This is a genomic window from Pseudoalteromonas sp. RB2-MNA-CIBAN-0110, from assembly GCF_040309305.1.
Classification (GTDB): Bacteria; Pseudomonadota; Gammaproteobacteria; order Enterobacterales; family Alteromonadaceae; genus Pseudoalteromonas; species Pseudoalteromonas arctica.
Genome location: NZ_JBEOOQ010000001.1, coordinates 83498 through 110069, shown reverse-complemented (window position 1 = coordinate 110069; position 26572 = coordinate 83498). Strand labels below are relative to the sequence as shown.

21 protein-coding genes are annotated in these 26572 nt (G+C 39.1%); 13 read left to right on the top strand and 8 right to left on the bottom strand.

From position 1 onward, the window contains the following. Window positions 1-21: 21 nt before the first annotated feature. Window positions 22-327: a hypothetical protein gene (locus AAEY68_RS00460; protein WP_165725464.1), complete on the bottom strand. Its 306-nt coding sequence runs from the start codon at window positions 325-327 to the stop codon at window positions 22-24. Then, window positions 327-584 (bottom strand): DUF3081 domain-containing protein, encoded by a 258-nt coding sequence (locus tag AAEY68_RS00455; RefSeq protein ID WP_002958616.1) that lies wholly within the window; start codon window positions 582-584, stop codon window positions 327-329. The genes AAEY68_RS00460 and AAEY68_RS00455 overlap by 1 nt, the downstream gene beginning before the upstream one ends. A gap of 146 nt (window positions 585-730) precedes the next feature. Here AAEY68_RS00455 and AAEY68_RS00450 point away from each other — a divergent pair, with 146 nt between their 5' ends. Next, complete coding sequence (locus AAEY68_RS00450; RefSeq protein ID WP_008169642.1) at window positions 731-2011, top strand: flavohemoglobin expression-modulating QEGLA motif protein; 1281 nt, start codon at window positions 731-733, stop codon at window positions 2009-2011. Between the two features lie 71 nt (window positions 2012-2082). Here the strand turns inward: AAEY68_RS00450 and AAEY68_RS00445 are convergent, their stop codons facing one another. The 4 genes from AAEY68_RS00445 to AAEY68_RS00430 are packed head-to-tail and all read right to left on the bottom strand — an operon-like array spanning window position 2083 to window position 6687. Continuing rightward, window positions 2083-2886, bottom strand: coding sequence for a DUF1338 domain-containing protein (locus tag AAEY68_RS00445; RefSeq protein ID WP_007580767.1), 804 nt, complete (start codon window positions 2884-2886; stop codon window positions 2083-2085). Between the two features lie 36 nt (window positions 2887-2922). Further along, a complete protein-coding gene (gene astD / locus AAEY68_RS00440) occupies window positions 2923-4389 on the bottom strand; it encodes a succinylglutamate-semialdehyde dehydrogenase (protein WP_350585328.1) in 1467 nt (488 codons plus the stop codon). Between the two features lie 7 nt (window positions 4390-4396). Then, window positions 4397-5431 (bottom strand): arginine N-succinyltransferase, encoded by a 1035-nt coding sequence (gene astA / locus AAEY68_RS00435; RefSeq protein WP_350585327.1) that lies wholly within the window; start codon window positions 5429-5431, stop codon window positions 4397-4399. Window positions 5432-5481: 50 nt separating this feature from the next. Beyond that, complete coding sequence (locus AAEY68_RS00430; RefSeq protein ID WP_165722753.1) at window positions 5482-6687, bottom strand: aspartate aminotransferase family protein; 1206 nt, start codon at window positions 6685-6687, stop codon at window positions 5482-5484. Window positions 6688-6882: 195 nt separating this feature from the next. On the opposite strand from AAEY68_RS00430, the gene AAEY68_RS00425 reads away from it, so the two are divergent. Both AAEY68_RS00425 and AAEY68_RS00420 read left to right on the top strand, forming a co-directional pair. Beyond that, window positions 6883-7311 (top strand): Lrp/AsnC family transcriptional regulator, encoded by a 429-nt coding sequence (locus AAEY68_RS00425; protein WP_024598140.1) that lies wholly within the window; start codon window positions 6883-6885, stop codon window positions 7309-7311. A gap of 497 nt (window positions 7312-7808) precedes the next feature. Further along, the gene (locus tag AAEY68_RS00420; protein ID WP_350585326.1) at window positions 7809-8978 is read left to right on the top strand and encodes a transporter substrate-binding domain-containing protein; all 1170 of its coding nucleotides are present in this window, start codon (window positions 7809-7811) and stop codon (window positions 8976-8978) included. A gap of 59 nt (window positions 8979-9037) precedes the next feature. Here the strand turns inward: AAEY68_RS00420 and AAEY68_RS00415 are convergent, their stop codons facing one another. Continuing rightward, complete coding sequence (locus AAEY68_RS00415) at window positions 9038-9970, bottom strand: hypothetical protein (protein ID WP_007580756.1); 933 nt, start codon at window positions 9968-9970, stop codon at window positions 9038-9040. 383 nt (window positions 9971-10353) lie between these two features. Here AAEY68_RS00415 and AAEY68_RS00410 point away from each other — a divergent pair, with 383 nt between their 5' ends. From AAEY68_RS00410 to rluF, 10 genes are all read left to right on the top strand, one after another. Further along, window positions 10354-10656 carry an isoamylase early set domain-containing protein gene (locus AAEY68_RS00410; RefSeq protein WP_007580752.1) on the top strand — a complete coding sequence of 101 codons (303 nt, stop codon included), beginning with the start codon at window positions 10354-10356 and terminating at the stop codon, window positions 10654-10656. A 9-nt stretch (window positions 10657-10665) separates the two neighbouring features. Further along, window positions 10666-12660, top strand: a complete 1995-nt coding sequence (gene malQ / locus AAEY68_RS00405) for a 4-alpha-glucanotransferase (protein WP_350585325.1) — start codon at window positions 10666-10668, stop codon at window positions 12658-12660. After that, window positions 12661-14868 carry a 1,4-alpha-glucan branching protein GlgB gene (glgB, locus tag AAEY68_RS00400; RefSeq protein ID WP_350585324.1) on the top strand — a complete coding sequence of 736 codons (2208 nt, stop codon included), beginning with the start codon at window positions 12661-12663 and terminating at the stop codon, window positions 14866-14868. Continuing rightward, the gene (glgX, locus tag AAEY68_RS00395; RefSeq protein WP_197173675.1) at window positions 14861-16924 is read left to right on the top strand and encodes a glycogen debranching protein GlgX; all 2064 of its coding nucleotides are present in this window, start codon (window positions 14861-14863) and stop codon (window positions 16922-16924) included. Before glgB ends, glgX begins: the two co-directional genes overlap by 8 nt. Then, window positions 16917-19454 (top strand): glycogen/starch/alpha-glucan phosphorylase, encoded by a 2538-nt coding sequence (locus tag AAEY68_RS00390; RefSeq protein ID WP_121954772.1) that lies wholly within the window; start codon window positions 16917-16919, stop codon window positions 19452-19454. The genes glgX and AAEY68_RS00390 overlap by 8 nt, the downstream gene beginning before the upstream one ends. Before the next feature lie 14 nt (window positions 19455-19468). Next, window positions 19469-20770, top strand: coding sequence for a glucose-1-phosphate adenylyltransferase (gene glgC / locus AAEY68_RS00385; protein ID WP_002958601.1), 1302 nt, complete (start codon window positions 19469-19471; stop codon window positions 20768-20770). An 81-nt stretch (window positions 20771-20851) separates the two neighbouring features. Continuing rightward, window positions 20852-22387 carry a glycogen synthase gene (locus tag AAEY68_RS00380; protein ID WP_169044110.1) on the top strand — a complete coding sequence of 512 codons (1536 nt, stop codon included), beginning with the start codon at window positions 20852-20854 and terminating at the stop codon, window positions 22385-22387. Between the two features lie 89 nt (window positions 22388-22476). Then, entirely contained in the window at window positions 22477-23691 is a 1215-nt protein-coding gene (locus AAEY68_RS00375; protein ID WP_350585323.1) for an EAL and HDOD domain-containing protein, read from the top strand. A gap of 15 nt (window positions 23692-23706) precedes the next feature. Continuing rightward, complete coding sequence (locus tag AAEY68_RS00370; RefSeq protein ID WP_502935703.1) at window positions 23707-24792, top strand: DUF418 domain-containing protein; 1086 nt, start codon at window positions 23707-23709, stop codon at window positions 24790-24792. Between the two features lie 86 nt (window positions 24793-24878). Continuing rightward, on the top strand, window positions 24879-25916 hold the full coding sequence (gene rluF / locus AAEY68_RS00365; RefSeq protein WP_197139377.1) for a 23S rRNA pseudouridine(2604) synthase RluF: 1038 nt from the start codon (window positions 24879-24881) through the stop codon (window positions 25914-25916). A gap of 22 nt (window positions 25917-25938) precedes the next feature. Here rluF and AAEY68_RS00360 read toward each other — a convergent pair whose 3' ends face one another. Then, window positions 25939-26523: a hypothetical protein gene (locus AAEY68_RS00360; RefSeq protein ID WP_350585322.1), complete on the bottom strand. Its 585-nt coding sequence runs from the start codon at window positions 26521-26523 to the stop codon at window positions 25939-25941. Window positions 26524-26572 lie beyond the last annotated feature (49 nt).

Below are 26572 nucleotides of genomic sequence, written 5' to 3'. Positions count from 1 at the left end.
AAAGCGCTTGGTTTTGAAAGGTCAGGCATTATTAATAACGCCTTTAAAAAGTAGGGGGTAACGTCTTAGTCTATTGCCAATATAGTCATCAGCTAAAATTTGCTGGCAAATAAAGTCTATATCTTTGCTTGCTTCAAAAACCCAATCAAAGCGCTCTATAGCCAGTAAAAAACCACGCTTTAAATGAGTTTGAGCACGGTACTGTTCTAAATTTTCTTGAATAATTGAGACTTTGCTTGGATCAGCTCTAAGCTCTTCTACTACTTGGTTTATAAAAGTAGTATTGAGCTTACTGGTAGGGCGGTGTCTGCGTTTTCGTGGGTGCATTAGCTCTCGTTTGCAATGTTATATAATTTTTTCAAAAAGTCGTCTTTATGCTTTTCATGTTCGTAGTCAAGGTGGTAAGTATTATGAAAACCAAAGCGCAGTTCAACGCCGCTACCTTGTAGGTATACTGTGTAGCCATCTACGTCTGAATAAGCAGTAACACCTTGATAATGCTTGCCTTCATCAGTCATTTCACCTTTTTGAATTATACGTTCATATACGGCTAAAATCTGTTTATTGTCGATTTCGTTTTTCATGTTTTATGCCCTTCGTTTAGTAACTCATACGATACAGATATGAGGGTCGATCATCTTAAAAACAATAGCTAAAAAAGTGTGATATTGCTTTGTAATTTCGCTTTTTTAAATTATGCTCAAAGCTCATTTATTGTTGAGCTTAGAGCATGATAGACAAGGCGTTACTACTAAAAACTCGTGAGTTATCGGATCAATTAATTGCATTGCAAACTCCAATTAGGATACTCGATGCTATTAATTGGGATAAACAAACTAAAGAGGAGTTTTTTAGACAGAAATGTCAAAAAAACCCACTCATCGATCGTGCATATTATCAACAGCGCGACCTTGGTTTTGTACCTAGCGAGCTGCGCCAAGCATTTTCTACTTTGCACCGTAACATTATTAACCAATTGGGACAGTTAAATCCGATTGCTCAATATATGGGAAAAATGTGCACCGAGTATAAAACGGTATTAAGTATGCTTGAATATCGTGGAACGCCAGAGTTTCATGACTTATCAGTGGAGTTATTTGGACACCCTAAAGATTTATTCCATGCTGGTGAGCCCTCACTTTCTGAGCTAGCTAATATGCTAGATAAACCGCTGCAAAATTTACTTATAGCCGACATACTGCCTGACGACCCTAAAAATATTGATGCTGTTGATGCTGTGCGTATTTTGTCTGAGCAAGTAAATGCCAGTATGGCAGGCATAAACGTAGAGGTAATGCTTAGCGATGGTATTGTCAGTGATGCAGCCGCAGGTGCTAATAATATAAAGCTTAATCAAGATGTTAAGTTTTCTCAGCGTGAACTTGATATTTTAGAAGTTCACGAAGGGTGGATACACGTAGGTACCACTCAAAATGGTTTAGCACAGCCGTATTTAACATGTTTGAGTAAAGGCACGCCTAGCTCTACTATTACCCAAGAAGGCCTAGCGGTATTAACCGAAATTATTACTTTAAAATCGACCCCAAGGCGCTTATCTAAATTAGTTAACCGTATTCAAGCGGTTACAAAGGTAATTGACGGTGCTGAATTTGTAGATATTTACCGTGACTATGTAGCGCAAGGTTTATCAAAAGATGACAGTTACACACTCGCGCAGCGTGTATTTAGAGGCAGTACGCCAACAGGTTTGCCTTTTACAAAAGATATTGCTTACATTAAAGGCTTTGTATTGGTTTATAACTTAATACGCGTTGCAATACAGCTTGGTCGAATAGATAGACTACCTTTATTACTGGTAGGTAAAATATCAATAGATGACTTTAGATTAATTTCGCAGCTTCATGATTTAGGTGTAATAGAGAGCCCACAATTTGTGCCTCCACACTTTAAAGACTTACGCGGTTTGGCAACTTGGTTGAGCTTTGGCCGCTTTATTGGCGATTTATCGTTTGAAAAGTTAGAAAACGATTATAAACCGTTATTTTTATAATTAATCAACATAACCTACCGACATAAAAAAAGCCCATAACGGGCTTTTTAAATAAAGTACTTTAGGTTTTGCTATCGAGCATTGGTGCTTTCAAATATTTTGTCAGCTGAGGCTGCAACGAAACCAGTATAAAGCTCACCGTCGGCTTTAGGGTAACGAATAGCAAACTCATAAAAACAGCTAGGGATGCTCATATCACCGTCACTAAAGGTAACAGAGTATTCATCAGCAAGTGTTGACGATTGCTCTAGTAACACCTCTGGTGAGCCTTTAACTTCACCGCCTGACGTATTAAGCGAAAAGCCGGCGTCTTTTAGGGCTTGGTTAACATCATGAATGTTATCAAACTTAGCAAGCGTATTAATATTTACGGTAAAGTGATTGGCGCGGTAACCCCACGCCGACATCCACGCTGCATATTCGCTTTCAGCTAGCAGCTGCTTATAAGTATCGGTGCTTACTTGCCAATGCGTGCCTGAATACAAAAAGTTATCAGCTGTTACTGCGCTTTCATCAATTTTGTCAACCATGTCGGTTACGATGGCTTGTAACTCAGGCGAGCATTTTTCAACTAATAGCTCAGAAATAAACACTTTTGGCTGGTTAGGATCGCTATGCTCGTAGTGCTTTGCATAGAGTTTTTTAGCTTCAAAATGGTACTCACCACATTCTTTGTAACCAATAGCTAAAAAGTGAGCAGCGAGCTTTTCAAGACCCACTTTTTCAATATTAAACGTACGCAGCGCAATATGATCGTTAATAATGTCATCTTTTTGCGTTGACCCTAAAAGGTCATGAATTTTGTCTGCCGATGGTGTTACGTTTAAGTAGTTTTTCCAAAGGCTCTCAAATAATGTGTTTACATCAGTATGCATGTTAAATCCTTAAATCTAAAATTTTGGTTTTATTGCTTATTCAATTACCAAGCCTGGCGCTAGGGTTTGCGGTAAGCTCACTTTGTCTGACTCAACAGATGCCACAGGGTATGCACAATAATCGGCGGCATAATAGGCACTTGCTCTGTGATTACCACTGGCGCCTATGCCGCCAAATGGAGCCGCGCTAGAGGCACCCGTAATAGGGCGGTTCCAGTTAACAATACCTGCACGAATGCGCTTTAAGAAGTGAGTGTAATCATCTTCACTGTCGCTAAGTAAACCTGCAGATAAGCCAAAGCTTGTGTTGTTAGCTTCAATAATTGCGCTGTCAAAGTCGTTGTAACGATACACTTTAATAAGCGGTCCAAAATGCTCTTCATCTGGCATGTCGGTAATGTTTGTTACATCAATAATACCTGGGCTTACAAAACCGGTGCCTGATTTTAATTGCTTAAGTTCAACAAGGATTTGCGCGCCTTTTGACACTAATTCACTTTGCGCAGCGACCATACCCAGTGCTGCTTTTTCGCTTATCATTGCACCCATAAAAGGCTGCTCTGTAGCAAAACTGTCGTCTACAACTATGTTTTTAGTCGCGCTTATTAGCTTTTCTAAAATAGCATCGCCATTGAGCGATTTTTCAATAAATAAGCGGCGTGCACACGTACAGCGCTGACCTGAGGTAATAAAGCCTGATTGAATAATATCGTGCACAGCAGCGCTTACATCACTCACGTCTTTTACAATAAGAGGATTATTACCGCCCATTTCAAGTGCTAAAATTTTGCCAGGGTGTCCTGCAAATTGCTTATGTAGTAAGTGACCTGTGTTTGAGCTACCGGTAAAAAACAATCCATCTATATCTTTATGAGAAGCAAGCGCTTTGCCTGTTTCAATTTCACCTTGGACAAGGTTAATAACACCCGCTGGTAAGCCCGCTTTTAACCAAAGTGAGAGGGTGAATTCTGCAACGTGCGGTGTTAGTTCTGATGGCTTAAATACTACGGTGTTGCCTGCTAAAATTGCAGGAACAATATGCCCGTTTGGTAAATGCCCCGGAAAGTTATACGGGCCAAAAATAGCCACAACGCCATGCGGTTTGTGTCTAATAAACGCTTTTGCACCTGGCATTGGGTTTTCGGTTGTACCGGTACGTTCATGGTACGCTTTAACTGAAATAGCTACTTTGCCTGTCATTGCGCCCACTTCGGTACGGGTTTCCCATAATGGCTTACCTGTTTCGCGTGCAATTATGGTCGCAAATTCTTCACTGTGTTCTTTTAATTGAGCTGCGAAGTTTTCTAAAATGGCTATACGCTCTTCAAGCGGCTTATCTGCCCATTGTACCTGTGCTGCTCTGGCTGCTTTTATAGCTGAATCTACTTGCTGGGCGTTTGCGCCATTACCTTGCCATACCACATCGCCATTACTTGGATTGATTGACTCAAATGCTGGACCTTGCCCTGCATGCCACTGGTTATTAATTAGGTGTGTATTCATAAATAATTTACAGGCGGAAAAATCGCGCTGCATCTCCTTGACTTAAATTAAGTGCTTTAGCCACATTTTGGCTAATGACGAGAGTATGTTTTGCATGATTGTAATGTGCGTCTTTGGTAAATGTTGCTCTAAAGCCACTTACGCCTTGATTACATACAGCCAGCGTATCAGAGCTATTTTGTGATATGTGATCAAGCTCACCAATAGTAATAGGGCAAACTTGAGAGTCGCGAATGCTGCGAATATTACCAAGCTTTGCTTCAACCGTTGGGCCTGCGTCAAATAAGTCAACGTAGCCTCTGTGCTCAAAACCTTCTTTTTCTAATAATTTTAGCGCAGGTTTTGTTTTTTCATGCACATGCCCAATAACTGCTTGGGCTTTCTTGCTAAGCAAGTTCACATAAATAGGATATTTAGGCATTAACTCGCTAATAAATACCTTATCGCCTAAGCCAACTAAGTGATCCGCTTCTGGAAATTCGATACTAAAAAAGTGCTCTTGCAGCCATTGCCAAAAAGGAGAATGGCCGTCTTCGTCGCTAACACCGCGCATTTCTGCGATAACAGTATCGGCAAAACGCTCGCTATGCTGAGCCATAAATAAAAAGCGTGAACGCGATAAAAATCGACCCGTTAAACCTTTGCGGCTATTTTCGCGCAAAAATAATGTGCATATTTCAGAGCAGCCTGTGTAGTCGTTACACATGCTTAAAATATCAACGGTGTTATATACATTTAAAGTAGGCGAGTGGTGTACTGTTTTACCTAAATGATAATGATATAAAGGCACCGATAAACCTACCGCAGCTTCTATAGCGGTTGTGCCAATAACGTCACCTGTTTCACTGTCTTCTAAAACAAATAAATAGCTTTCATCAAGTGGCTGGTTAATGTTTTTGGCAAAGCTTTTTTCAGCACGTTCAATTTTTTCTTTAAGCTGTGCATCGTCCACAGGTAAAGAGGTAAACCCATGACCGGATTCAATCGCTATTTGTTTAAGCGCGTCAAAATCATTGGCAGTAATAGGACGTAATACTTGCATTTATTGCTTGCTCCAATAGCACGCCTGTAGGCGTGCTAATTTAAACTATATTAACCGTTTACTACATCGCTAACGGCTTTTTCAAAGCGCGCTAAGCCTTCTTTAATATCTTCAAACGGGATAACTAAAGACGGTGTAAAGCGAATTACATTCATGCCCGCTACAAGGTTCATTAAACCATTATTAGCACTTGCTACTAAAAAGTCGCGTGCACGTCCTTCAAATTTATCATTTAGTACTGCGCCAATTAATAAGCCTTTACCACGTACTTCGCTAAATACGTTGTATTTTTCGTTAATTGCGTTTAATCCGTCACGGAATAATTGCTCGCGCTCTTTAACACCGTTTAGTACGTCTGGTGTATTTACTGTATCAAATGCCGCTTCAGCAACAGCACAAGCAAGTGCGTTTCCGCCATAAGTAGAACCGTGAGTACCAATTTTTAAATGCTCAGCAATTGGTGTACGAGTGATCATAGCGCCAATTGGAAAGCCACCACCCAATGCTTTTGCAGTTGTTAAAATGTCAGGAACAACGCCTAAACCTTCATAAGCGTATAAATCGCCTGTGCGACCAACACCCGTTTGTACTTCATCAAAAATAAGTAACGCGTTATGTTTAGTACAAAGTTCACGTACTTTTTTAGCAAATTCATCTGTTGGTGAAATAATACCGCCTTCACCTTGTAATGGTTCCATCATAACAGCACATGTTTTATCGCTGATCAGCGCTTCAAATGCTGCTATATCGTTAAAATCACAATGTACTATGTCAGCAGGTTTAGGACCAAAGCCATCTGAATAAGCAGCTTGCCCGCCCACAGTGACTGTGAAAAATGTTCGACCATGGAAACCTTTATTAAATGCAATTATTTGCGTTTTTTCAGCGCCATATAGGTCCAGTGCATAACGACGCGCTAGCTTAAGCGCTGCTTCGTTTGCTTCTGCGCCTGAGTTTGCAAAGTAAACTTTATCAGCGAATGTTGCTTCAACCATTTTTTGAGCTAAACGAAGTGCTGGCTCATTAGTCATAACATTCGATAAATGCCAAATTTTTTCGCCTTGCTCTTTTAATGCTTTAACTAATGCAGGATGACAGTGACCCAAACAGTTAACGGCAATACCACCAGCAAAATCGATAAACTCGTTATCATTTTGATCCCAAACGCGTGAACCTTCACCACGAACTGGAATGATTGCTGATGGATTATAGTTTGGTACCATTACGTCGTTAAATAAGTCTCTTGTTACTTGCATTTTTACACCTAAATTTAATGGGCTTAGATAAAAGATTAGTTGCTAACTCAAAGAAGAATATAGCCTTTATTCTTCAGCAAACACGTTATTATTTCTTGTAGGGCGTCATTATCGAAGGTTAGCTGTTAAAATTGCAGTGCTATTTTGTGAAAAATGATTAAAATAAAAGTCAAAATAACGAAATAAATAACCATTATGATAACTCCACAAGATGAAAAGCTACTATCTGTATTAAAAACAAACGCAAGAGCCAGTATTTCTGATCTTGCTCGCATGCTTGATTTATCTCGTTCAACGGTACAAAGCCGTATGCTTAAATTAGAAGAAACGGGTGTAATTAAAGGGTATAGCGTAGATTATGGAGATGACTACCTCAGCAAAATGGTATCAGCTCATGTGTCTATTAAAGTTAAGCAAAAATTAACAACTAAAACAAATATTGAGCTTAAGCAAATTGATGCAATTTCGCAGCTCTATGCCATAAGTGGTGAGTTTGATTTAATTGCTGTAGTACAGGCTCAAAATTTAGAGCAGCTTAGCCATTTACTAGACGATATAGGAAATCTGGATGGAGTAGAACGCACAACATCTTCTGTTATTTTAGAAACTAAATTTAAGCGCTAGAGTCAGTGAGTTTTTTTTTAGTCGTTAAGTGAACACTCGGTATACTTTAGGTAAGTAATAGAAAGGCTAGGGTTTGTTGATCTTTCAAGGTTGAATTTCAGTAGTCTGTTTAGTATTCAGGCAAGGCAGAGCCTATGCAGTGTGATTACTCCCCATAGGGTTCTTCCTAGGCGCTATTTACTCTTGGTTGCCTACATAGATGTAAGCTATTAGAACAACGCAGGAGCAGTTATCGAGCCCACTAGGTTACAAATCTCGCGCCGCGATTAAATAGCGCCTAGTTTGAACGGATTTTAATCCTCAAAGATCAACAGACCCTAGATATAAATGCATTAATTTAAATATTTAAGTGTACTTTTTATAAGCTAATAGCAGTAGAACATAGATTTAAATATTGAAGCCATTGATAAGATACAAAATTTTGTAAGGAGAATTTATGCTTTTTTAATATGCATGACTATACTCATTTTAATTTGTACAATATTTAGTAATGGATTATGCCTGCATATTTTTTTACCCTCTTATTGGGTTTAACTGAGCCTCTTCAGTTTGGAACAAACTTACCCACCAGTGCACCTGATAATGCAGTCAACCAAGTTGAGTGTATTTTATTTGAAATGGGAGCCCCTTTTCAGCTACAAACCTTGCCATGGTTACGTGCACGTCGAGAAGTAAAGTTAGACCGCTTAGATGGTTATTTCACAACTCATTTAATGCCTGAAATGAAGGCCTATGGGCGCATATCATCCCCCATATTTTTAGAAAGCTGGTACTGGTTTACTCATCCAGAGAGCATTAATAAACCAAAAAATAAAATGCGTTATGGTGCAGTAAGAGGGAGTTACCAGGCTAATTGGTTTAAAACTCAGAATATTATTGCTGAGGTAGAAGTAAATTCATTAGAAGAAATAGTAAATGTTATGCACCATAAGCGGATTGATAGAATTCTACTTGATTTAGACGATTTTGAATTAGCAGCCTCAAAGCTAGGCATTAATGAAGATGAGTATCAAAGAGAATTTTTTAGGTATGTACCTTTGGGATTATTTGCTTCGCATTCACTTATTAAACGCTTCCCTAAATTTATGCAGCAGTTTGATGAAAATATAAATACTTGCGCGCAGGCACCATTTTCACTATCAAAAAGTGAAGAAAAGCAAATACTTGATAGATTGTCCAGTAGTGCTAAAACCTTACTAAACTTACCTAGTTTAGTAGAACAAGTTCAAATAAGTAATGAGTCTCCCTTAAGTGAATCTGAAATTAAAAGACTAGACCAGCTATGGATAAAAGAAAGTAAACAAGTAAAGCACCCTGATGGATTAGCTATGCTTAATTTACCGTTATCTAAAGTATTTAAAAAATGGCAATCTCAATTCAAAGGTGTTGTTACTGAGCTAATATTGACTGATAACCAAGGAAAAAACATCGCTATTAGTAAGCTAACCAGTGACTACTGGCAAGGAGATGAAAATAAGTTTACTAAAACATTTAAACAGTCAAAATATTTTAACTTTGATAGCGTCACATATGATGCATCAACACATCATTTTCAAGTTCAGCTAAGTTTTCCTGTTTTAGATGATAATAATAGTCATATTGGAGTGTTGATTTTAGGTGTTGATGTAGAAAAAGCACTTCATTCGTCAAATGAAAAGAGTAATTAACTCATTACCTTTCACATAAGTTAGCTAAGCTTTAATGCTTTAGCTTAGCTAACTAGATGCTATGGAAGTGTTTTTTCTGAAATAGGTTTTTTTCTTATAACTTCTTTTTTGGCTTTATCAAGCTTTATAAAATAAGCATTACCGCCTATGCCTTTAAACTCTTCATCTGTAAATACAATCGTGTTGTCATCAAAAAAGGTGACTGCTTCTTTTTGAGTAACAATCCCTAAATCTATTTTTGATACATCACCAGAGAAAAACTTATCACCTTCAAAGTTTTCAAATAACCAAAGACTTGTTGAATCAAGTAAGACTAATTTTTTACGATCGGGGCTGAGCGCCGCAGAGGTTATCCAGCATAGTTTTTCAAGCGTGGTACACGTTTTAAAAGAGTCAATTAGCTCAGCATCAAAATTTGCTGCATGATCGCCCACTTTATACACTTTAGTAATACCATCGAAAGGTTCTGTGCGGTTTTTAGTAAATAAATATAAATGACGACCTAGTGCTACAAATGCTTCTAAATCAAAATTGCGGTCATTGGGTTTTATTGGACTGCCATCCATTTCAGGGTAGGTAAACTTAATTATTTCGGCTTGGGTTGTGTTTGTTTTTATATCTATAGGGTTTTCTATTTTATAAATAGTGAGCCATCTACGATCGTTTTTGTTATTACCAAAATCCCCTAAAAAAAAGTGCCCAAATTTGTTTTGGGTCATGTCTTCCCAATCAATGTTTTTAGCGTTTTCAACCAAAATTTCTTTGGCGATAGAACCATCTTTGTTAAGGCGGTAAAGCTTGGGTTCGTTGCCTCCGTCGTTAATAGCCCATAGACGTTTTTGTTTATCAAATTCAATACCTGAGATTTCTTTTAATTTAGGATCAACTGAGATTTCTTTTTTACTATAAAGGGTATAGATTGAAGAACCAACAAGTGTGGCTATTATTAAAAAGATGATGGCTATAGTTATTAAAATGCTTTTTTTCAACATGAAAATTATGATATTTCAGAGTATTAAGATGCTGTGTATTATCGCTGATGAAAGTACAGAACAAAAGAATTTTATAAATTTAGGCAATACTTTTGGATTATTTAACTTTAAATTCGATTAAATAAATAATATGTGATGTACGCTTAGTTGGTTCAAATATTGCTCTGTACTACTGAGCTTTTTAAAAAAGATTGTTTATATACTAACCGCACTTTTTAAGTGCAGAAAAAATGAATTGTTGCACTGTAATAATGCGTAAATAAAGTTTTGGTTAACTTACAACGTGTTTAATGATTTTGAATGGAATCCACATCGCCTTTTTGTTTAGTTGTATGGCCTGTGGCAAAGATTAAGTACCCTTTTTGGTTTAGTTGGAGCCTGCTATGTTGAATAAACGTTTTTTTAAAACAAAAGATGAAGCTGAAGTAACCTTTGAATTTTCTCATCCAGAGGCAGAAGAAGTTTGCTTATTAGGCGAATTTAATGATTGGCAACCTGTGCCAATGAAGCTTAATAAAAAACAAGGTGTGTTTAAATTTAAACAACGCTTACCTATCGATCAACAATTTCACTTTCGTTATTTAATAAATGGAGACATTTGGGATAACGACCACCAAGCTGATGGTTATATTGGCAATACATTTGGCACAGAAAACAGCATAGTAAATACTCAACGCATTAATTAAGGCGATTCAATGGATGCTCTTTCGCAGTTGTTTTACCTGCATGGTATTGGCTTTGAATTCACTAAGTATACAGGTGAACAGGTGCTTTTTAGCGAAGACACGCGTAAACGTGCTTTGCAATGTTGCGGTGTTGATACAAATAACGAAGCCGAAATAACTCAACTAACTTATGATTTAGATGCATCGCTTTGGCTGGATTTAGTACCCAGTGTGAGTTTGGTTGACCAAAAAAAATGCGCTTTAAAGCTTCGTATAGACGAACGTCAGCAGTATTTAGCCGCCAACATTAATGTCCCTTCTCTTGGGATTAATATAGCGGTTGAGAACCTTTATAATTTGGCTGTCACTGGTGAATATTACTTGCATGGCGTTCGCTATATTGAGCTGGCACTACCCATAGAAACTATGCCAATTGGCTATCATGACGCTAATGTTCAGGTAGGTGAGCAACACGCTATTACACAAATTTGGTGCGTGCCTGAGCAAGTCTATCAAGTTGAAGACACAAAGCGCACAGGGTTATCTATTCAGCTTTACACATTAAAAAATAAAGCGCATTTAGGTATTGGCGACTTTGACGATTTACTAACGCTTACAAAATTATGCAGCTCGCAAAATATGGATTACATATTACTTAATCCACTGCATTTGTTATTTGCTGATATGCCAGAGCGTGCAAGCCCTTATAGCCCTAGTAGTCGGGCTTTATTAAACCCTCTTTATATTTCTATAGTATTAAGCGAAGACGCACAAAATAACACAGTTCTGCATGACCTCATGCAACGAGGCGATGTAATTACACTTATAAAAAGTAATGATCAATTTATAGATTATGAAAATGTAAGCCGTATAAAGTATGCGTTATTTGAAGCGCTTTATAATCAGTTTGAATTAACGGCAAGTGATGAGCGTCGCCAAGCGTTTACTGATTTTTGTAATACTCATTCAACTACGTTAAATACCCTCGAATCAGATAACTTAACATTTGATTATTACCTGCAGTGGCAAGCGCATACGCAATTGGCACTGTGTCAACAAAGTTGTGCAGAGCGAGGTATGGCTATTGGCTTAATCAATGATTTAGCTGTTGGTTGTGCGGGTGATGGGGCCGAGTTTAAAAATCAAAAGCCACTGTTTAGCCAAGGTGCAAGTGTAGGTGCTCCACCAGATCCATGGGCCGAAGCTGGCCAAAACTGGGGGCTTCCAGCACTAAATCCTCAAAGTCTTAGTAATAATCACTACCAATTTTATCGCTCGCTCATTCGCGCAAACATGCAAAATGTAGGTGGACTTAGAATTGACCACGTAATGGCTATTAGGCGCCTATGGTGGTGCTTTGAAAGCAATAGTGAACAAGATGGCTGTTATGTTTACTACCCGTTTGAGCACTTACTCGCCATTTTAAAAATTGAATCACATATTAATCAGAGTATTGTTATTGGAGAAGATTTAGGCGTTGTGCCGCCAGAGGTAAGGCAGGCTTTGGCATCTAGCGGTATTTTTTCTAACAGCTTATTTTATTTTGAAAAACAACACAGTGGTGAGTTTTTATCGACTGATGAGCTAGCAACACAGTGTTTGTTAATGATAGCGAATCATGATGTACCGCCTTTTACAGGTTGGTGGCAGCATGCTGATTTAAATATTAAGCAACAATACAAGCTTATTACTTGCAATGAATACGAGCAATTAAAGCAACAACGAATAGAAGAGCAACATAGGATACTACGATTTATTAATCGCCATACCAATACAACCGAGCTTCTATTACATAGTAATTCAGTCGAAGTATATAACGCACTAGCATTATGTTTGGCGGGTTCTCAATCGCGTTTATTTGCAATACAAATAGATGATTTAGATGAGCAGAAGTATCCGGTTAATATCCCCGGGACAGACAAAGAATATCCTAATTGGCGACGTGTATTAACGCATACCAGTGAAGAAATTTTTACCAAAAATGCCTCACTTTTAGCTGCTATCGATTCAATAAGGAAAGGTTAAATGAGCAGTACAACTAATGAAAATAGTTACGATGCACAGGTGCATGCATTAAATACAGGACGATTTAAAGACCCATTTAGCTTTTTAGGGGCACATAAAACGGATGCTGAGGTTGAAATTCGTTTTTACTTACCTTGTGCAATAAGTGTGAGTGTTACATTAAACAATAAAAGTATTAAGGCGCAGCGCTACCAACAAAGTGACTTATTTATAGTCAAAGTTGATGCGCTGCCCACTGCGCCTTATCAATGCATTGCTCAGTACACAAATAGCAGGACTACCTTTTATGATGAATACAGCTTTGAAAGCACACTTGATGCAGAGGCAATGTATTTATTTAACGAAGGCAGCCTTGAACATGCGTACTCTCATTTTGGTGCACATTTTAGCACTCAACAAAATGTAGAGGGTGTGCGCTTTTGTGTATGGGCGCCTAATGCTGCAAGTGTCTCTATTATTGGTGAGTTTAATTTTTGGCAAGCTAATCGCCACTTTATGCGTTTTCATCCTGCAAGTGGTGTATGGGAGCTATTCGTACCAGGCCTTAAAGCCGACATGTGCTACAAATTTGCAATTACCGCCCAAAGTGGAGAAGTACTCGAAAAAGCCGACCCCTATGCATTTAAAATGCAACAAGCACCGGGTACTGCAAGTGTACTGCAGTATAAACCAGAACCTATAACGCTCGGCGCTCAGGCACTTCAAAACAGACAAAAGCGTAATCATATTGATGCGCCAATTAGTATTTATGAAGTGCATTTAGGCTCATGGCAACGCGCTGAAAACAACCGCTATTTAAGTTACACAGAGCTTGCTGACAAACTGGTTAGCTACGCCCTTGAAATGAATTTTACCCACCTTCAACTTATGCCAATAAGTGAATACCCGTTTGATGGTTCGTGGGGTTATCAGCCTGTTGGTTTATTTGCACCTACCAGCCGTTTTGGCGATTACAACAGCTTTAAATACTTTGTAGAGCAATGCCACAAAGCTAATTTAGGTATTTTACTTGATTGGGTGCCTGGGCATTTTCCCAGCGATCCGCATGGCTTACATCGATTCGATGGCACTCATTTATATGAGCATGCCGATAAGCGCCAAGGTTTTCATCCTGATTGGAATACCTACATTTATAACTACGACCGCCCTGAAGTTAAAAGCTTTTTGATTTCAAATGCTATGTATTGGTTACATCAATTTGGTTTAGATGGTCTGCGTGTAGATGCCGTAGCCTCTATGTTGTATTTAGATTACAGCCGAAAAGAAGGCGAGTGGATTGCTAATTGTTACGGCGGGCGCGAAAACTTAGGTGCGATTGAGTGCCTAAAGCAAGTCAATATGCGCAGCTATAAAAACAACCCAGGCATTATGATGGTGGCTGAGGAGTCAACAGCGTGGCCGGGCGTCACCCAAAGTGTTGAGCACAACGGCTTAGGCTTTGGCTATAAGTGGAATATGGGTTGGATGAACGATAGTTTGCATTACATGCAGCACGACCCTTTATACCGTCAGCATCATCATCACGAAATGACTTTTTCGATGGTATACGCTTTTAGTGAAAACTATATATTGCCATTAAGCCACGATGAAGTAGTACACGGTAAAGGATCGTTAATTGAAAAAATGCCAGGCGATGATTGGCAGAAATTTGCAAATTTACGCGCTTACTACGCATTTATGTGGGCACACCCGGGTAAAAAACTCTTGTTTATGGGCGGTGAAATTGCACAGCGAAAAGAGTGGGGACACGATCATTCTATCGATTGGCATTTACTTGAGCACCAAAGCCATAACGGTATAAAGCACACCGTAAAAGCGCTCAATACCGTTTATAAAAACCAACCCGCGTTGTATGAGTTAGATTCGAGCGCGGCTGGTTTTACCTGGATAGATAACAATAATAATCAGCAGAGCATTTTAAGCTTTGTTCGCTATGCTAAAAACGCAAAAGACTTTGTGGTTGTTATTGCTAATTTTACCCCCGCGTCATATGAAAACTACGTTATTGGCGTACCGAGTAAAGGGCGTTATAAAGTTGTTTTAAATACAGACGATACTCAGTTTTTTGGCTCTGGCGTTGAAGTAACTAAAGATTCATCGCAGATAGTTCAGGCAATAAATGAATCAAATCATGGGTTTAAACACAGTATTTCAATTGCCATTGGTGGCTTAACAACTATTTACTTACAAAAGGTTGATGATGAGTAACCAATTTGATGTAGCCCCCGGTAATGTAGAACCGCTAGGTTCTAGTGTTATTAATAATGGGGTTAACTTCGCGCTTTATGCGCCAGGTGCAAGCCAAGCCTATGTGTGTTTGTTTGATAAAAGTGGCCATTCAGAAATTCTAAAAATGGCGATGAATATTAACGAAGGGGGTATTTGGAGTATTCATATTTCGCCATTAAGCGCCGGCGCACTTTATGGCTTTAGAGTTGAGGGTGAATATAACCCTAAAAATGGTCAACTATTTAACGAAAATAAACTACTGATAGACCCATACGCAAAAGACTTGTTTGGTGAGTTTACATGGAGCGAACGCCATTATGGGCAAATGCCAATTGGCACTAAAAGCACCGTAAATAATGCGATTGATATACCTAAGTCAAAAGTAGCACCCCCTACGTTGTATGCGCATAAAAAGCCAAACCACCGTTGGTCAAACACGGTTATTTACGAGTGCCATGTTAAAGGCACAACGTGTCGTCATCCTAAAATACCTAAATCTCTACAAGGAAAGTTTTTAGGGTTAAGCCACCCAAGCTTTATTGAGCATTTACAGAGCTTTGGCATTACAGCAGTTGAGCTTTTACCTGTTCATTCTTTTATTAGTGAGCAATTTTTAACAGGAAAAGGGCTGCAAAACTATTGGGGTTATAACACGCTTAACTTTTTTACCCCCCATAAAGACTATTTAGTAAACGACGATATAAACGAGTTTAAGCAAATGGTGCGCGAGCTTCATGCTGCCGACATAGAAGTTATTTTAGATGTTGTCTATAACCATACCGCAGAGGCGGGGGCCGATGGCCCTATATTATCGCTAAGAGGCTTTGATAACTTAGCGTATTACCGCACAGTAGAGGGTCAGCCTAATGTATATATAAACGATACCGGCTGTGGAAATACCATAAATATTGATCACCCTAAAACGCTGCAACTTGTACTTGATAGCCTTCGTTATTGGGTTGAGGTAATGGGAGTTGATGGTTTTAGGTTTGATTTAGCGACCATTTTAGGGCGCTCAAAAGCAGGCTTTAGCTCTGCACATACTTTTTTACAAGCAGTAGCCCAAGACCCTGTGCTGAATAAGGTTAAGCTAATAAGTGAGCCTTGGGATATAGGTCCTGGTGGCTATCAGCTTGGGGCATTTCCGCCGCCATGGCGAGAATGGAACGATCAATACCGCGATGTAATTAGACGTTTTTGGCAAAGTGAAACGGGCATAATTGCCAACGTTGCAAAACGTTTGCATGGATCGTTTGATATTTTTGAGCACAGCCAACGTGGACCACTTAATAGCATTAACTTTATAACGAGTCATGATGGTTTCACGCTTGCCGATTTAGTGAGTTATGAAGAAAAGCATAACGAAGCCAATGGTGAGCAAAACAGAGATGGGCACAGTGCAAATCACTCGTTCAACTGTGGAGTAGAAGGCTTTACCAGTGACTCAAAAATAAACGTACTGCGTTTGCAACAACAAAAGAACTTTTTGCTTACTTTGATATTCTCAAAAGGTGTTCCCATGATTGCCGCTGGCAGCGAAATGGCGCACTCTCAAGGGGGTAATAACAATGCTTATTGCCAAAATAATCGCACTAGCTGGCTTGCCTGGAAAGATTCTCAACTTAATCATTCGCTAACACGATTTATTGATGATGCTTTAAAAATTAGACGTGCGCACAGCGCGTTCAAACACAGTGTATTTTTAGATGATATAGACGAGCGTTTTACCGTTAAGTGGTTTACTGAACAAGGTAAAACCATGACCGACGCTCATTGGCATGAAGATACCAGACAGTTTTTAATGTATAGCTTACTTGATAAGCAAAATAATCATGCATTACTGATGGTATTTAATGCCAGTAAAAAAACAGTTTTTTGCCAAATGCCGCCTTCGCCTATTAATGCGCCGTGGCAAATGGTTTTATCAAGTGTAAATAATGCATCTGTGAGTAGTAATGAAGATGCGATGGTTGAAATTTCAGCACAAAGTAGTTGGGTTTTTAGTGCTAATTTAGAGGATGTAAGTCATGGCTAAACAAAGTGAACAAGTGTGTGTAGTAAAGGGCTGGCAAGAAGGTCCTGTTATAGATGAAAGTACGCTTAAAGATGACTTAACACGGCATTTTTATTATACCCTAGGTCGCGATAAGGTCGGCGAATCAAGACTGTATTTATACCATGCTTTAGCGCTGACTATTCGCGACAGACTTGTTGCCCGCTGCAGAGAAACGAATCAACAAATTAAGCAAGAGAAACGCCGTAAAACGGCTTACCTTTCTCTTGAATTTTTAATGGGACGTGCGCTGGGTAATGCAATACTAAACCTAGATTTAGACGACCAAGTTGCTGCTGCATTACAAGAATACTGCACAACAGTAGAAACGCTTGAAGATGCCGAGCACGACGCAGGTTTAGGTAACGGTGGTTTAGGCCGCCTAGCTGCCTGCTTTTTAGATAGCTGTGCAAGTCTAGCGTTACCTGTCATTGGTTATGGCCTTCGTTACGAATACGGGATGTTTAACCAATCAATTAAAGATGGTAACCAAATTGAGCAACCAGATAACTGGCTGCGCGAAGGGCACCCATGGGAGCTAAGCGCGCCAGAGCATGCAAAACGTGTGAAATTTGGCGGCTACGTGCAAAGTTACACAGATAAATTCGGCCGAGAGCATCGTCAATGGATGAGTTCACAAGATGTATTAGCTGTACCTTACGATGTACCTGTCCCAGGTTATAAAAACAATATTGTAAATACGCTACGCTTATGGAAATCAGAAGCGACAGATGAATTTAATTTGACCGAATTTAATGCAGGCAGTTACTCAGAAGCCGTCGCACAAAAAAACCTAGCTGAACAAATTACCATGGTGCTGTATCCAAACGACAGCAGCGAAAATGGTAAAGAGCTTAGATTGCGCCAACAATACTTTTTATCATCTGCGAGTATTCAAGACGTAGTTGATCAGTGGGTTTCCCAACATGGCGAGAACTTTAGCGACTTTGCTGATTTTCATGTTTTTCAGTTAAACGACACGCACCCAAGTATTGCTGTTGCAGAGCTGATGCGTATTTTAATTGATGATTACGAACTTGATTGGAACGATGCTTGGCAAATCACTACTAAAACAATGGCCTACACAAACCATACGTTACTTCCTGAAGCGCTTGAAAAGTGGTCTGTTTCGTTGTTTTCAAAATTATTACCACGCATTTTAGAAATAGTTTACGAGATAAACGCACGCTTTTTAGCACAAGTTGCACAGCAATGGCCGGGTGATGTTAATAAACAGCGTGCATTGTCGTTGATTGAAGAGGGCGATGAGCCGCAAATTCGTATGGCTTACTTAGCCATTGTAGGTAGTTACTCTGTAAATGGCGTAGCAGCACTGCATACCGAACTGTTAAAAGCGGGTTTATTTAAAGAGTTTTACGCGCTTTGGCCAGATAAGTTTAATAACAAAACAAATGGTGTTACACCAAGACGTTGGCTTGCACATTGTAATCCCGTTTTAAGTAAATTAATCAGCGAAAAAATTGGTCATGACTGGGTTAAAAACTTTTCAACAATTAGCGATCTACGTCGCTTTTACGACGACAAAGCATTTCATGGGCAATGGCAAAATGCTAAACGCGAAAACAAACAGCGTTTAGTTGATTTAGTTAAAGCGCGCTGCGATGTTGATTTTGACGTATCGATGATGTTTGACGTACAAGTAAAACGTATTCACGAATACAAACGTCAGCTATTAAACATACTTCATGTGATTCATTTATATGACCGTATTCGCCGTGGTGATACCCAAGGGCTTGTTCCTCGCTGTGTGTTATTAGGCGGTAAAGCAGCACCGGGTTATTACATGGCTAAAAAAATTATTAAGCTTATTAATAACGTGGCAGAGGTTATAAATAAAGATCCGTTAGCGGCCCCGTATTTACGCGTCGCCTTTTTACCTAATTACAATGTAACCGCTATGGAAGTGATTTGTCCTGCAACCGATTTGTCAGAACAAGTATCTACCGCAGGCAAAGAAGCGTCGGGTACTGGCAACATGAAGTTTATGATGAATGGTGCATTGACAATAGGCACGCTGGATGGTGCAAACATTGAAATTAGAGATGCAGTTGGTGCAGACAACTTCTTTTTGTTTGGGGCACAAGCTCATCAAATTGATGATATTAAATCGCGTTACAATCCTGAGCACTTAATCGCACAAAATAGCGATTTAAATAATGTAATGCAACTACTCGAAAGCGGCCATTTTAACTTGTTTGAACCATGCTTATTTGACGATATAACAAATGCAATTAAAAGCCCACACGATCCATGGCTTGTTGCGCACGATTTTGAAAGTTATGTAGCAGCTCAAAAAGAAGTTGATAAAGCTTACGCAGATCAAACCTACTGGACACAAATGAGTATTTTAAATACGGCAGCCAGTGGCATGTTTTCAAGTGATAGAACCATAAGCCAATACAGTGAAGACATTTGGCATTTAGAACCCCTCAATATTAGTGAAACAGACTTAACGACAACTAAAAGCCATGCCACTAACAGCCTAGACTAAATGGAGAGAGTATTATGCCCAATTATGCAAATCGCTACATAAGTAGCCTAACCAGAGAAACTTACGCGTTAATACTGGCAGGCGGACGCGGTTCTCGCCTGCATGAGCTAACCGATTGGCGAGCAAAGCCAGCAGTTTACTTTGGTGGTAAACATCGAATTATTGATTTTCCACTATCAAACTGTATTAACTCGGGTGTGAGACGTGTTGGTATTGCTACACAATATAAATCACATTCATTAATACGCCATGTAAACCGCGCGTGGGGGCACTTTAAAAAAGAGCTAGGAGAGTCAGTTGAAATACTACCTGCATCTCAGCGCCAAGGTGATGATTGGTATTGTGGAACCGCAGATGCTGTTTTTCAAAACATAGATATTATTCGTCACGAGCTTCCTAAATATGTGATGATTTTGTCTGGAGATCACGTGTATCGCATGGACTATGGTGCTTTATTGGCTGAACATGTGCAAAAGGGTGCAGATATGACAGTGTGTTGTATTGAAGTGCCCGTAGAGGAAGCCGCAGACACGTTTGGTGTAATGACCGTTGATGAAGAAAACAGAGTGTGTCGTTTTGATGAAAAACCAGCAATGCCTAGCTCCGTACCTGGCAAGCCAGGTACATGTTTAGCATCAATGGGAAACTACATTTTTAATACTGAATTTTTGTTTGAGCAACTTAAAAAAGATTCTGAGAATGAAGGTTCTGGCCGAGATTTTGGTCACGATATTATTCCAGCGATTATAGAAGAGCATAATGTATTTGCGTTCCCATTTAGAGATCCAAATCAAGAAGGGCAACCTTATTGGCGTGATGTAGGTACCCTAGATTCGTTCTGGGAGGCTAATATGGAATTGGTAATGCCTGAGCCACAACTTGATTTATACGACCCAACGTGGCCAATATGGACATATCAAGAGCAACTACCACCTGCTAAGTTTATTTTTGATGACGAAGATAGGCGCGGTATGGCATTAGACTCAACTGTGTCGGGTGGGTGTATTATTTCGGGCTCTGCGGTTAGAAAGTCACTCTTGTTTTCTAATGTCCACGTTCGCTCATTTTGTACCATTGAGCAGTCGGTAATTTTACCCGGTGCGGTTATAAATCGAGGTTGTAAAATTAAGCGTGCGATTATAGATAGGAGCTGTGAAATACCGGCAGGTCTCGAAATCGGTTTTGACAAAAAAACAGATGAAGAAAACGGCTTTAGAGTATCTAAGAAAGGCATCGTTCTTGTTACTCGTGATATGCTCACTGAGCTTGCAAAAAAGTTAGAGCGCCAAGCGCGTGAGAATAAAAAGCTAGCGTAAAACACGTTAAATATTAAGCACGACAACAAAGCTTGCTCATTTATGAGCAAGCCCACACAGGTTAAAGGAAGTAGTAAATTAATGCATGTATTAATGGTTGCAGCAGAAAATGACGCGTTACCAGGCGCAAAAGTAGGCGGTGTGGCAGATGTAGTACGCGATGCCCCAAGGGCGCTCGCAAAGCAAGGTATAACGGTTGACGTTGTTATTCCTGACTACGGGTTTGAGCCTCTTGAGCGTATTTATATAGGTGAAGTAACCGTTGCATTTAATGCTCAACCCCATGTATTAACAGTTTTTCAAGTACAACAAGCCCAAAATAACGTAAGCCAAATTGTTATTAGCCACCCGCTATTTAGTGAATCAGGCAGTGTATATTGTAACGATGCACCGGGGAGGCCTTTTGCTACCGACGCGACAAAATTTGCTTTATTTAATGCAGCTGTCTGCGAAGCATTATTACAAGGTGTATTAAAGCGCCCTACAGCGCTACATTTACATGATTGGCACAGCGCCTGCGTTGCAGTTTTACTTAAGTTTGAGCCACGTTATAGCTCACTTAATACCTTACCCATTGCCTACACAGTGCATAATATTGCACTGCAAGGTATAAGACCTTTTAAACACGACGACTCAAGCTTAGAGGCATGGTTTCCGTCACTTAGTTATAATGGCCAGCAACTATGCGACCCGCGTTACCCTCATTGCTTTAATCCTATGCGCAGTGCAATAAATCTGTGCGATAAAATACATGTTGTATCACCAACCTACAGCCAAGAGGTTCTTGAACCTAGTAATTACGAGCATGGTTTTTTTGGTGGCGAAGGGCTTGAGCAAGATCTGCAAAATGCAGCAAGCCAAGGTAAGCTTGTCGGTATTTTAAATGGCTGCGAATATCCAAGCAATGCACTTGAAGGAGCAACTCTCGCTGATTTTTATAGCCAAGCCGAGAACACTTTATTTACTTGGATGGCAAATAGCGAGCAGTTACAAAGCGGCTACTATATTGCGCACCAACGACTACAGCAATTTAAAGCAACGGTTAATAATGGCCCATTAATCACAAGCGTTGGCCGACTTACAGAGCAAAAAGTGTTGTTATTGTGCCAGCAGGTTAATGAGGCTTTAGCTATTGATAAAGTGTGCCAAGTCATTAATGAACATAACGGCAGACTTATTATTCTAGGCTCGGGTGATAAAGAGCTCGAAAGCATATTTACCAAAGCAATGGCGCGTAATTCTAATCTTTTATTTTTGAAGGGCTATGGTCAAGGTGTTGGCGATTTAATGTATCAGCTAGGTGACTTATTTTTAATGCCAAGTTCGTTTGAACCTTGTGGTATTAGCCAAATGCTAGCAATGCGTGCGGGGCAACCGTGTTTAGTACACAGTGTTGGTGGATTAAAAGATACTGTTAAACACCACGAAAATGGTTTTAGCTTTAATGGAGATACGTTAGCAACGCAAACGCGTAATTTAATTAGCTGTTTAGACGAAACTCTCTTAATTAAAAAGCAAAATCCTAAAAAGTGGCATAAAATTAAGCACAGCGCAGAGCAAATGCGTTTTTCGTGGCCACAAGTGGCAACTGATTATATAACAACCTTATACCGGTAAATCGTTGCTGTACTTTAAAGTTTAGTGACAAATGTACCTGCTTAGGGTTTAATTACTTAGTATTATATAAAAACTAAGAAGTAGGTAATGTGTCTGTATTTGTTGCAAGGCAAGCAATATTCAATCGAAGTAAAAAAGTAGTAGCCTATGAGCTACTTTTTCGTGATAGTCCAAAAAATTATTTTCCAGATATTGCAGAAGGCCAAGCAACAGCAAGGCTTATTATGGAAAATCAATTAAATTTAGGTACACGCCATATTACATCAGGCAAAAAAGCGCTTATTAATATAGGACCAGAATCATTAAAACTCGATTTATGTGCTTTCCTACCATGCCAAGACGTTGTGATTGAGTTACTCGAAACCATAGAGCCCACCGACGATAACTATGAACTGTGCCGAGGTTTATTTCATAGTAACTACAAACTCGCACTCGATGACTTTGTATATAAACCACAGTGGGATCGTTTTTTAAAGCTTGTGAAGCTCATTAAATTTGATATTGCGATTACACCTCTTAGCGAAATACAGCCCATAATTAATAAGTTACAAACGCATAAACAAATAAAAATACTAGCCGAAAAAATAGAAACGCAAGAAGACTATAAGCTCGCCTTTGATATGGGGTTTGATTATTTTCAAGGCTATTTTTTTGCAAAACCTACCATGATCAAACAAAATGACATTGATTATAATTATGGTTTAGTCGTCGCTATTTACGCCGAAATAATGAAAAACAGTCCAGATATAAAAGCTATATCTGGACTGTTTGAGCTTGATGCTGCACTTGCATATAAATTACTGCGTTTAATTAACAGCGGTGTTTTTCCTATACAAAGCCAAATATCGTCATTAAAGCAAGCGCTTGTGTATTTAGGCCATGAACGCCTTAAAAAGTTTGTGAGCCTTATTGTTACTGCTCATACAGCGGGTAAAAAGCCTGCAGAGCTAATGCAAGTGTGTGTTGTACGTGCTCGTTTTTGTGAGTTGTTAGCAAAAAATGTTAATAAAAGCCAGTCAGGCGAAGCATTTTTAACTGGGTTATTTTCACTGCTAGATGCAATCCTTGATCAACCAATGAGCTTGCTTGTTGAAAAGCTACCTTTCCCTGATGAAATAAAAACGGCATTATTAGGGGATAAAAACACACTTTATTATATTTTAAACGTTGTTAAAGCATACGAAACAGGAAGCTGGTGGGCACTTGAACAAGCTGTACTTTTGCTAAATATAGACAGTGCTATACTTCCTCCACTTTACCAGCAGTCAGTCGATTGGGCTGACAGTTATAAGAATAATATTTAACGGATAATAGCTTTAATGCGCAATTATAATATGGACTTTATTCGCGGCGTTGCCGTACTTGGCCTAGTTTACATGAATGCTTACGCCTTCGGCCTTTTTGAATACGGGTATACCTCCTTAACTAATCCTCCTGTTAGCGACTCAATTATTCACACCTTTAGCAGTTTGTTTGTAGACGGGCGTTTTAGAACACTGTTTAGTTTGCTTTTTGGTGCTGGGCTTTACATTCAGTGGCAACGTTATAAGTCTGAATTGCAGTTAAAAAGCAGGCTCTATTGGTTAATCCTCTTTGGTTTAGCGCATGGTTTTTTACTTTGGGCAGGTGATATTTTATTTGTTTACGGTGTATCTGGCTGGTTTGTTATTAAATATTTAGAGAGTGATAGCACTGTTCTTTTAAAAAGAGGACTTGAGTTTATTTTGTTATCGGGTGTAGCTACTGTGCTTATTGTATCTAGCGTACCCGATGAAGTGATTTACCGTGATTCAGCACAGTTTATAGATTTATATAACCCACACTATATTGATTACTTTATTAGTAACCTCGCCATGAACACATTGATGCTTGTTATGGTGCCAATAATGACAATGTGGATGTGCGTGGGCCTTATGCTCATTGGCATTTATTTATATAAACAAGGCGTTTTTAGTAAAGGCTTAACGACTCAGCAATTAATAGTTTGCGGTGCAATGACCCTTGTTTTTTGTGGGATCAGGCTTTATGCATCACAGCTTAATGGCAGCTTAGGATATGGGGTGCAAGAATTTGTAAATATGTTTGCGGCCCTAGGTATGGCTACGCTGTATATTCATTTAATTGTTAAATTTTGCAATAACAGCGCACACGTCGGCATGCTTATTCAACAAGCAGGGCGCTTAGCATTTACTTTATATATTAGCCAAACACTCATACAACTGTTGTTATATAAAGTGCTATTTACCCACTGGGTGCTCAGTTTTGATCGTATTGACTATTGGTTAGTTGCAACGGCATTAGTTGCGCTGCAGCTCATATTTACCTTTTTATACAGCCGCTATTTTAATCAAGGTCCGCTTGAATGTGTATGGCGTAAATTAACTAAAGTAAAAATTAGTGCTTAAACGCCTATAAATAGTAAATTAGGGGCGAAAAAATAGTGTGGGTGGTTTACACTACTCGCCTTAAAAATTACTACGCTATAAGTGCCATGACCGAATTAAAACGTTTAAATAAATTTATTAGTGAAACAGGATTTTGTTCACGCCGCGAAGCCGATAAATATATTGAGCAAGGTCGTGTCAGCGTTAATGGCTACTCACCAGAAATGGGCGTAAAAGTAGCCGCTACCGATGTTGTATTAATTGATGGTAAGCCTCTTAAAGCCACGCCAAAGCGCGTTTACATTGCCTACAATAAACCCGTTGGTATAACGTGTACTACCGAAAGTAAAATTCAAAGTAATATTATTCGCGCGGTAAATTATCCTACGCGTATATTCCCAATAGGGCGCTTAGATAGACCGTCTGAAGGGCTTATATTTTTAACTAACGAAGGCGATATCGTTAATAAAATTTTACGTGCGGGCAATAATCACGAAAAAGAATACGTTGTTACGGTAGATAAACCGCTTAATCGTCAGTTTGTTACAAAAATGGCGAATGGTGTGCCTATTTTAGATACCGTTACTAAAGAATGTAAAGTAACGCAAAGTGGCCCAAAAGAATTTAAAATAGTACTTACTCAAGGTTTAAACCGTCAAATACGCCGCATGTGTGAATACTTAGGCTACGAAGTTGTAACCTTAAAACGTACGCGCATAATGAACGTAACACTTAAAGGTTTAAAAGTAGGGCAATGGCGTCACTTGTCAGATATTGAAATGGCGCAAATAAACGATTCGATTTCTGATTCTGGCAAAACCCAAGAGCACTCGCTTGATACTAATAAGCAATCAGAAAATAATGCACCTTTAGCACCTAAAAAACGTGATTTTCAGGGCGAAAACCCACGACGCTTTAATAATGGTGATCGAAATAATGAGCGTAGTACTGAGCGAAATACAAATCGTAACTCTGAGCGCAGCAACGCTAACGGAGAGCGCAAAAATGAGCGCAGTAATACTCCTTACCAAAAGCGTTCTACAACGTATGTGGGTAAGCCAAAAAGCATTAAAGAGAACAAGTCGTCTAATGCTAAATCAGACTCAAAACCAAGCTCGGACCGTATTCTCAGTCTAAAAAAATAATGTGCAGCTAAGTGGTATTCTACTACCACTGTATTTCTTGTACTATATTACCAAGTGGGCTTTTAACGCCCACTAAGTTTACGTTGTTATTTTGCAAACTCACCAATCTACCTTTATCTAAATACCATCTAAAAGTATGCTTTTTATAGCTTTTTAAATCTAGTACAGTCAGTTTTGCGCAACTGTATTCATAATCAGTTGGGCAAGTACCTACTTCGAGTAACTGATATTCTTGATGCCATATATTATCGCCGTATTTATTAGCCAGTAACTTTACTGAAATACATACTGACGTCCACAACCATAAGTAAATTAAAATAGGTAAACCGATTGGTATAAATACTGAACGGAATTTCCCGTGCTCAACAATATAATCTTTAACCGTATGTTTAAATTCAAAGTTATTATTGTATTTTTTATATAGGTGCTTAAATAAAGCAACCGATAACACGATCGTCATTATTGGAAATAACGTAAATGTTAAGGTGTTATATATATCATTGGGGATAAAAGCGGGATCGACTTGTTCATCCCATGCAAGTAAAACCAGTGGAGGAGCCGTTGCTAAAAGTAGCAGAGCGCTGTTGAATAGTTGTTTAAAGGTCACAGGGGATTCACTTATAAAATGCTGCTTGTATAAAGCCCAAATTAGCGCT